We start from the raw sequence: 8,928 nt of genomic DNA, 5'->3' as shown, positions 1-8,928 counted from the left end.
TGTAGCCGAAAGATCGTCTCAGTCGTTCGCTTCGGGTGACCTTGCACGGCAACGGCCGGAATGTTGACATCACGCTGCGTCAGCGGAGGTGAGTGGTTGGTTAAAGGAGGCGCCTTCAAGTCCACGACATCCGATCCCTCGTCTCCGCTGACGCAGCGGGAAGTCTTTGAAGAACATCAAACGCAGGAGAACGAACAGGCTGAACGGTTGCATTGCAAGCCGCATCGAAAACATTGACGGGGTCGGACGGGGATCGCCCCCCCAGTGTTTTCCCGGTCGACGTCTTGCGATTTGCATTGCGTGTGCAATGTGAGACAATCGAGGTCGTGATGCAGCCGACGGTTTGATGGTTCGCAAGATGCAGGCCGATGCCACGCTCAAGACCTGCGAGCAGTTCGCCATGCCGATCCGCAATCTAGACATGATCTTCGCGCCCCGTAGCGTGGCCGTGATTGGTGCGAGCGAACGTCGATCCAGCGCGGGCAGGATCGTGCTCGACAATCTGGTTTCGGGCGGTTTCACCGGGCCGGTGTACCGGGTCAACCCCAGGTACACCCATGTCGGCGGCATGCCGTGTTACGGCGCGATCGCCGACTTGCCCGAGGCTGTGGATTTGGCGGTGATCTGCAGTCCGGCCGAGACGGTGCCGCGATACGTCGGCGCGTGTGGCGAGGCGGGCATTCGGGGATTGGTCATACTGACCTCTGGATTTCGCGAGGCGGCACCCGACGGGAAAGTCCTCAAACAGGCGGTGCTGCAATCCGCTGCGGCGTACGAGGGATTGCGGATCGTGGGGCCGAACAGTCTGGGCATCATGGCGCCGCACCTTTCACTCAACGCCAGTTTCGTCAGTGATTTACCACCCAAGGGGAACATCGCGTTCATTTCCCAGTCCGCGGCGCTCTGCACCGCCGTGCTCGATTGGTCGATCCAAGAGAACGTCGGTTTTTCGCATTTCGTCTCCGTCGGCAACATGTTGGACGTCGGCATCGCTGATCTGATTGACTATTTCGCGATCGACCGATGGACGCGGTCGATCATCTTGTACGTCGGGTCGATCACCGAGCCCCGCAAGTTCATGTCGGCAGCCCGGGCATTCACCCGAACCAAGCCGATCATCGCTTACAAGGCGGGCCGGTTCTCGGGGTCCGCCGAGGCTGCGGCCACGCACACGGGAACGATGGCCGGCGTCGACAGTGTCTATGAAGCTGCGATGAAACGGGCCGGCGTGTTTCGGGTCTACAGCGTGGAGCAGTTGTTCGACTGCGCGAAACTTCTGTCGCAACAGAAGACGCCTTCCGGACCTCGGTTGGCGATCATCACCAATGCCGGCGGGCCAGGCGTGATGGCGACCGATGAGCTACTCGATCAGCAGGGTTCGCTGGCGAAGTTGTCCGATGACACGATCGAAAAGTTGAGCCAACGACTGCCGCCGGCCTGGTCGCATGGCAATCCGGTCGATGTGCTCAGGGACGCCACGCCAGAACGGTTTCAGTCCTCGGTGGAACTCGTGCTGGCCGACCGGGGCGTCGATGGCGTGTTGGTGGTGCTGTCGCCCTACGCGACGACCGACCCGACCGGCACCGCCGCGGCGGTGGTGCAGGCCGCCAAACATGCGTCGAAACCGATCCTGGCGGCGTGGATGGGAGGCGGCAAGGTTCGCGAAGGCACCGAACGGCTCAATGCGGCGGGCATCCCGACGTATTCGTCACCGGAAAAAGGCGTTCGAGCGTTCATGAACCTCGTGTCCTATGGGCGGAACCGCGAAACGTTGTACGAAACACCGCGTGAAGTTCCGATCGAGTTTCCGCTTCATCGTGCGAAACAGCGTTCCCTTGTCAAGACGTATTTGAGCGAGGGTCACGACGTGCTGACCGAGACCACGTCCAAGGCGTTTCTGCAGGCGCACGACATTCCGGTCATCCCCACCCATGTCGCCTGTTCGTTGGCGTATGCGACCGAGTGCGCCGCGCGGGTCGGGTACCCCGTCGCTCTCAAAGTGTTCTCACCCGACATCACGCACAAGACACACGTCGGCGGCGTCGAGCTGAATCTTGCCAACCGCGCCGACGTCGCTCGGGCGTATGATCAGATTCTGAAGCGGGCCAAGGAACTCTGCCCCGACGCCAGAATCGACGGGGTCACGGTCCAACGTATGTTGGTCGAACCGAATAGTCGCGAGCTGATCGTTGGCGCCAAACGTGACCCGGTCTTCGGATCCGTGTTGATGGTCGGTGCCGGTGGGACGACCACCGAAGTGTTGCGAGACCTGGCACTCGAGTTGCCGCCGCTGAACGAGCGTCTTGCCAGACGGATGGTCCAATCGCTGAAGTCATGGCCTTTGCTGGAGGGTGAACCCGGGCGCCCCGGCATCAATCTGAACCGACTGGTCGAGGTCTTGATGCGGCTTTCCTATCTCGTCGCGGACTATCCCGAAATCACGGAGCTGGATGTCAACCCGCTGTTGGTGACCAGCCACGACGTCATCGCCCTGGACGCCCGGATCGTGGTGGATCATCACACCGTGCTGCATCCCGTTCGGCCCTATTCACATCTCGCGATTCGGCCCTACCCGGACGAATACACCAAGCGGATGTTGTTGAAGGATTCGACCTCGATCCTGCTGCGTCCGATCAAGCCCGAAGACGAACCGATGTGGCACCGCCTGTTGGCCAGTTGCTCACCCCAATCGCTTCACATGCGTTACCGTTACATGTTCAAAGCGTCGACCCACGAGATGGCCACGCGGTTTTGTTATATCGACTACGACCGAGAAATCGCGATCGTCGCCGAAGCCGAGGAAGACGGTGAGCGGAAGCTACTCGGGGTCTGCCACCTGGTCGCCGATGCCGATCACCACGAGGCGGAGTTTGCGATTCTGGTCGGCGATCCGTGGCAAGGCATCGGGCTCGGCTCGGTGTTGATGGACTACTGCCTGGGGATCTGCGCCGATTGGGGAATTCGATCCGTCGTCGCCGAAATGGCGCCCAGAAACTCGCGGATGATCACCATGTTTTCCAACCGTGGTTTCGTGATGGACCGCAGTCAATCCGACGATGTGGTGATCGCCCGAAAACGTCTGTCGCCTCTGATCTTGACGTGAATGATGTAGGCCTCAACGAGGCAACCGTCGCCACGATCAACGACGCGCCAGCGATTCGTAGCGACTCGCTTGAAATCCCCAGCCGCCTTCGCTTCACGATCGCACTGGCAGGAATCGTTCGGGGCCTAATTGCGGAAGCCTGGCAGCCGCTTGTACCAGGGGCGTTTCAGATTCTCGCCTGCGTATCCATCGCGGACCAGTTTCAGGCCTAGCTTGACCAGGGGATCATCCGATTGAAGCGTGTCGCCCCAGCGTTTGCAATACTCGCGTCCGACGTTCTTCAAGGAGTCCAGATAGACGCAGCCGGCATCAAAACTGCTTTGCGTGATCGGCGTCCCGTCATCGCCGTACATTTTCAGCAGCCGCATTTTGTCGCCGCTCAAGCACGAGCAGAGCGTGATCGGTGCAATCACCGGTGTCTTCTCGGTCGCGGTGCGGAACATGGTGTTGAAGTCCGTGGCAGCACCCGAAAGCGCCCACGCCCGAGCGCCGCGTGGCAACTGCCAGAGTGCCGCACAATCTTCGATCAGCTTGTTGATGCGAGAGGCTTCCATCGCCGCATGAACCATCTTCACGATCAGTTCGATAACGCTGGCAACGGCGCTGACGATCGATGACGCACCCGCCGAAGCGACCAACACGCCCGCGGTGAGCGCCGATTTGGCGACATCGTACAAACCTTCAAGCAGAGCGCTGTTGATCAGCTTCTTGATGCCCGACGCAATCGCTTGCGGATGACCCGCCGCCAAGGTGACCTTTCGAGCGACCCACCATATCTTGACCTTCTGGGCAATCGCGCTGCCGATTTTGTACAGCCCTTTGATGCCTCCAATGATGCTTCCGACAAACGGTCCAAGCTCCTTGATGATGTTGTCGATAATCCAGTGGAGCCAACCGGCGTTCTCGTTCCAGCCCACCGCATTGCAGAGCTTTTGGGCAAGCCACGTCGCATACGTCTTGAGGGCCTCGCCGCGCTGTTCACGCGTTTGCCCGGGGTCGCTCGCGCCGCCCATCGCATTGGCCATAGCGGAACGTTTCGTCCATTTGTTGTCGGTCCAGGCACCGGTGGACAGCGAAAGCGGTGACAGCTGATCAATAGCCTGCCAAAAGAACAACACACCCTCGCGGGCATTGATCATGGGGTCGTCCAGATCGACTCGAATCGCTTGCCGTCGCTGACGCATTCAACATTTCTCCAAAATCACAGGCTACCAAGGTTTCGCTTGGGCATCGCTTCAAATTCAGGGAAAGTCGTCTGCCGTCACGCGATGCGCTTTACTCTAGCACAGCTTTTGGGCCTTCTTTCGCGACGGGTGTGGCGAGTTTCCGCCACACAAGTCTTCGGTTTGCAGCCCAGTGGTTGAATAATTCGCTGGGCGGGAGGGGGTGCCAGTGCTCTATAATCGGTGCCAACCAATCCGAACTGGGGGTTGAGCCGCGGCACAGGTCAAGTGGTTCAGTCGCCGAGCAGGATCTTTTTCATCGCATCATCCACAGGGTTGCCGGCGACATGCGCTTTTCTTCGTTTTCTCGAATTCTGCTGCTACTGGTGTCCATTTCATTCGCAGTGCCGCTGTCTGGTTGTGGCAAGGACATGACGGAATCCGAGGGGCCGGAGCTGGGGGCTGTTGAAGCTTACCTTCAAGAGCATCCCGAAGAGCGTGAAGAAAATCCGGAAGACGTGGAGTCCGAAGAAGACGAAAACGCAGCTGCGAGCTGAAACACCGGTTCGGGCGACCGTTCACTGCATCGATTCATTGATCTTGATTGAACTCCTTTCCCTCCGCCGCCGCTGCCTGCGCCGACGGGGCTTTTGATTCGTTTTGTTTTTTTGATTCGTATTCTGAGGCATTTTCTATGAACATCCGTTCCAGACGCGGTGGCTTCACGTTGGTGGAGTTGCTGGTCGTGATCGCGATCATCGGCATCTTGGTCGGGCTGCTTTTGCCGGCCGTCCAAGCGGCTCGCGAAGCAGCACGTCGAATGAGCTGCAGTAACAACTTCAAGCAAATCGGCTTGGGGATTCACAATTATCATTCCGCCTACAAACGGCTGCCCACGATTCGTGGCGGCACCTCGCGGGTGTTCGGGAGCAACAATCCGCAGTCACGCGAACCCCGATTGATCGGAGGCAGCTACGGCGGAAACAATTTGAACAACCTCAGTTCCCTGGTTCAGTTGGCACCCTTCGTCGAGCAACAAGGTCTCTGGGATCAGATCAGCAACCCGTTCCGCGTCAAGGAGCCAGCATCGGCCGCGGGGCAATACGAGTTCAGCGCGATGGGCCCCAACGCCGACATCAGCTTGGCCCAGCACGGTCGCTATCAGTACGATCCCTGGCTGACGACGGTTCCGATGTTGCGCTGCCCCAGTGATCCCGGCAACGGCTTGCCTGCCCAAGGTCGTACGAACTATGGCGTCTGTGTCGGCGATGCACTGCAGTTTCAAAACACGGGGGGCATCAACCAGAACGGTCAGCCGAACCGCAACGCGGCGCCGCGTGCCAAGGCGACGTGTCGTGGTATGTTTTTCCCACGCGTGAACATGCGTTTCCGCGACACGCTTGATGGGCTTTCCAACACCATCATGGCCGGCGAAATGGCCACCAACCTCGGGGACCGAGCCGTCATCTCACAGGCTGCGAAGCCATCCGGCGGTAACAACAATCTCGGCGGCCTGATGACCGACCCCTCACTGTGTCAGGCGTTCGTCGATCCGGACCGACCGAAGTTCTGGGATCCGGGCGCTAACCTAACCGGCGGCACCCAGGGACAGCGTGGGTTCAAATGGTCCAGTGGCTATTGCGTTCACACCGGCGTGGTCACGATCCATCCGCCCAACAGCCCGATTTGCAGCAGCGGCAGCGGAACCTGGCGGCCTGGCATCTACGGAACCAGCAGCCGGCACCAAGGCGGTGCCCATGTCTTGATGGGTGACGGTGCGGTCATCTTCATCACCGATTCGATCGAAGCCGGTGGCAAGGAGAGCCCGATGGTGATCTGGAATGGAACCGGCCCGCGGGCACCGGGAGTGCAGAGTCCCTACGGTCTCTGGGGGGCACTCGGCACCCGGGCCAACAACGAAACGATCCAAGAGCAGCTCAACCAGTAGCTCATCGCTCTTCAGACTTCGACCAAGTTGACGTCCACATCGTTCAAGCCGTGGCGGGGATTCGCGTTCCCGTCACGGCTTGTTTGACGTCGCGACCTTCGCCTGACGGCGGCTCCCTTCTCATCATTGCCACTCTTGGCAGACTTCCAACGGCAACAGCGAATCCTCAGTGTGGTTTTGGGGTTTGGCCCAATATCGCCAAGTCACCATCAATGTTGGGGCCCGGACGCTGGCGCGAACCGGCTGATGTCAGACGATGATCAGCCGTTTGGCGGGCCGGTCATCAGCCCAGCGTTCCGCCGTGCTTGTCGGATGTCGAAAATTTCTACGGTGGTTTATAGTAGGAGAATAGCCGAATACTGGGTCGTCGACTGCGCCGCCAAAGCAATTCACGTCTTTTCCGATCCGAAGGATGGACGCTACGGTACCAAACGGATCGTCTCGGTCCCCAATACACTCACTCCCGATTGCAATCGCGATGCAGTGCTCGATTTGAGCGAGCTTTTTCTTTGAATCACAAAGGGTGAATGACGTCGTCTGGTATCTGCTTTTGATCGTTGCGGGGTTTTTGGCCGGCGTGGTGAACACGATCGCCGGCGGGGGCTCGTTCATGACGTTGCCGGCGTTGATGTTGTTCGGGCTGGACCCGAAAATTGCCAACGGCACCAACCGCGTCGCCGTGCTGTTTTCCAGCGGTGCCGCCGTCGTGACCTTTCACAGACACGGGCACCTGGATCGCGAACTTGCCAACCGTCTGACGTTGCCGACGATGTTGGGGGTCCCCGTCGGGGCTTGGTTGGCGGTCTATTTACCGCCGGACGCCTTTGAGCCCGTGTTCGGTGCGATCTTCTTGGTGATGGCGGTGGTACTGATGCTCAATCCCAAGCGAATCGCCGCGGCGAACGTGGGTTCGGTCCGTTCCAGGCGGTGGATCAAACCGGTCTTTTTCGCCATCGGCATCTACGTCGGCTTTATCCAAGCCGGGATGGGGATCCTGATACTGTTGGCGATGAGTCTGACCAACAGCGGCGATTTGGTGGCGTCCAACGCGGTCAAGAATTGGATCGGTTTTTTGGTCACGCTGGCGGCGACGGTGATGTTCGCGATTTATGGCTTGATCGACTGGTTGCCCGGCTTGGTGATGGCGGTCGGTAACGTGATCGGCGGTGTCGTCGGTGCGAAGCTGGCGATCAAAAAGGGCAACCGCCTGATCTTCGGATTCCTGATCGTGGTGATGATCGCGACGGGGCTGAAACTGATCGTCACCAGTGTCTATCAATGGTTGGGATGAACGCCCCTTGTTGCTCTAACTCGCTGCCACTATGTCCAATCCAAAAATCATGATCACTTCAGCGGACGTCATCGACCTCCGTGTTCCCACCTCCGATCAGTTGCTCGGGTCCGACCCGTTTCACAAACAACCGGACTATTCGTCGGCGCTGTTGCACCTGGAAACCGATGCCGGCTTGCGAGGCGTGTCGGTGGTGTTCACCGTCGGCGCGGGAACGGATTGGGTCTGTCATGGGATCAAGGACTTGTGCCAGTTGGTCATCGGATCCGACCTGCAAGACTTTGCCACAGCGCCGATCGATTTGTATCGACGTTTGATCGACCACCATCAATTGCGTTGGCTGCACGACGGCGTGTTTCGGATGGCGGCCGGCGCGGTCTTGAATGCGATGTGGGACCTGTGGGCCAAGTCGCTCGACAAACCCCTTTGGAAATTGTTGGTCGATCTGGAACCGGAATTCGTCGCCGACTGCATCGATTGGCGAAACATTCGTGACGCGCTTAGCCGCGACGAGGCGGTGGCACTGCTGCAATCGCGGCGCTCAACGGTCAAACAGCGCGAAGCCGAAATGAATCCGCGCGGACCGAAGGCCTACTGCACCGCCGGTTGGCTGGGGCTGAACGACGAACAGATTCTGGCGACGATTCGCAAGCTGCAAATGCAAGGTTTTGATTCGTTCAAGCTGAAGGTCGGGCAGGATTCGGATCAGGACGTGGCACGGATTCGTTTCATGCGCGACGCGATCGGGCCGGACTGTAACCTGATGGTGGACGCGAATCAGTATTGGGGGCTCGACGAGGCGAAGCGTCATATCGAACGCTATCGCCCGTACGGGTTGAAATGGATCGAAGAGCCGATCGCCCGCGATGATGTGCTCGGCTACGTCGAACTTGCCGAGACGTTTGCCGATGCGGATTTTGGATTCGCCTGTGGTGAACAAGCCGCCTCGCCCGTCATTTTTAAACAGTTGCTCAAAAGCGGCGCGATCGAGTATTGCCAGATCGACGCCGTCCGCGTCGCGGGGGTCAACGACGTGATGGCGATCATCTTGATGGCGGCAAAGTTTGGCGTGCCGGTGTGCCCCCACGGCGGCGGCATCGCGCTGTGCAACATGATTCAGCATTACGGGCTGTGGGACCAAATCGCCGTGGCCGGACACTCCGACACACAGCTGGTCGAATACATCGACTTTCTGCAGGAAGCCGTCGAGCATCCCGTCACGACGCGCGACGGCTGTTACGTGACGCCGACCGCAGCGGGTTGGGGACTCGAGTTTCTGCCGAGCTTTCTCCAGCGGCACCGGTTTCCCGACGGCCAAGTTTGGAAGTCGCGTGGTCCCTTGAAAAAAGGTGCGGCATTCGAGGTCGCGAGCGAGCCGCTGGACGGTGGCTATTCGACGTCGCCCTCGTCCTCCTCGTCGTCG

The 8,928-nt window shown here is 59.4% G+C and carries 7 protein-coding genes; 6 read left to right on the top strand and 1 reads right to left on the bottom strand.

Going from position 1 to position 8,928, the window contains the following annotated elements; translation table 11 throughout:
* The first annotated feature begins 346 nt into the window (after positions 1-346).
* Complete coding sequence (locus ABX749_RS12130) at positions 347-3,103, top strand: GNAT family N-acetyltransferase (protein ID WP_372896214.1); 2,757 nt, start codon at positions 347-349, stop codon at positions 3,101-3,103.
* Between the two features lie 125 nt (positions 3,104-3,228).
* Here the strand turns inward: ABX749_RS12130 and ABX749_RS12125 are convergent, their stop codons facing one another.
* Complete coding sequence (locus ABX749_RS12125) at positions 3,229-4,287, bottom strand: hypothetical protein (protein WP_372896213.1); 1,059 nt, start codon at positions 4,285-4,287, stop codon at positions 3,229-3,231.
* Between the two features lie 176 nt (positions 4,288-4,463).
* On the opposite strand from ABX749_RS12125, the gene ABX749_RS12120 reads away from it, so the two are divergent.
* The 5 genes from ABX749_RS12120 to ABX749_RS12100 all read left to right on the top strand — a co-directional run.
* Positions 4,464-4,823 carry a hypothetical protein gene (locus ABX749_RS12120; RefSeq protein ID WP_372896212.1) on the top strand — a complete coding sequence of 120 codons (360 nt, stop codon included), beginning with the start codon at positions 4,464-4,466 and terminating at the stop codon, positions 4,821-4,823.
* A 137-nt stretch (positions 4,824-4,960) separates the two neighbouring features.
* A complete protein-coding gene (locus ABX749_RS12115; RefSeq protein ID WP_145220686.1) occupies positions 4,961-6,214 on the top strand; it encodes a DUF1559 domain-containing protein in 1,254 nt (417 codons plus the stop codon).
* A 246-nt stretch (positions 6,215-6,460) separates the two neighbouring features.
* A complete protein-coding gene (locus ABX749_RS12110; RefSeq protein WP_372896211.1) occupies positions 6,461-6,727 on the top strand; it encodes a hypothetical protein in 267 nt (88 codons plus the stop codon).
* A 10-nt stretch (positions 6,728-6,737) separates the two neighbouring features.
* Positions 6,738-7,505 carry a sulfite exporter TauE/SafE family protein gene (locus ABX749_RS12105; RefSeq protein WP_372896210.1) on the top strand — a complete coding sequence of 256 codons (768 nt, stop codon included), beginning with the start codon at positions 6,738-6,740 and terminating at the stop codon, positions 7,503-7,505.
* 49 nt (positions 7,506-7,554) lie between these two features.
* The coding region (locus ABX749_RS12100) for an enolase C-terminal domain-like protein (protein ID WP_372896209.1) at positions 7,555-8,928 on the top strand (1,374 nt) is incomplete at its 3' end.

The organism is Stieleria sp. (assembly GCF_041595215.1).
Classification (GTDB): Bacteria; Planctomycetota; Planctomycetia; order Pirellulales; family Pirellulaceae; genus Stieleria; species Stieleria magnilauensis.
This window is presented reverse-complemented; position numbering and strand designations above follow the sequence as displayed.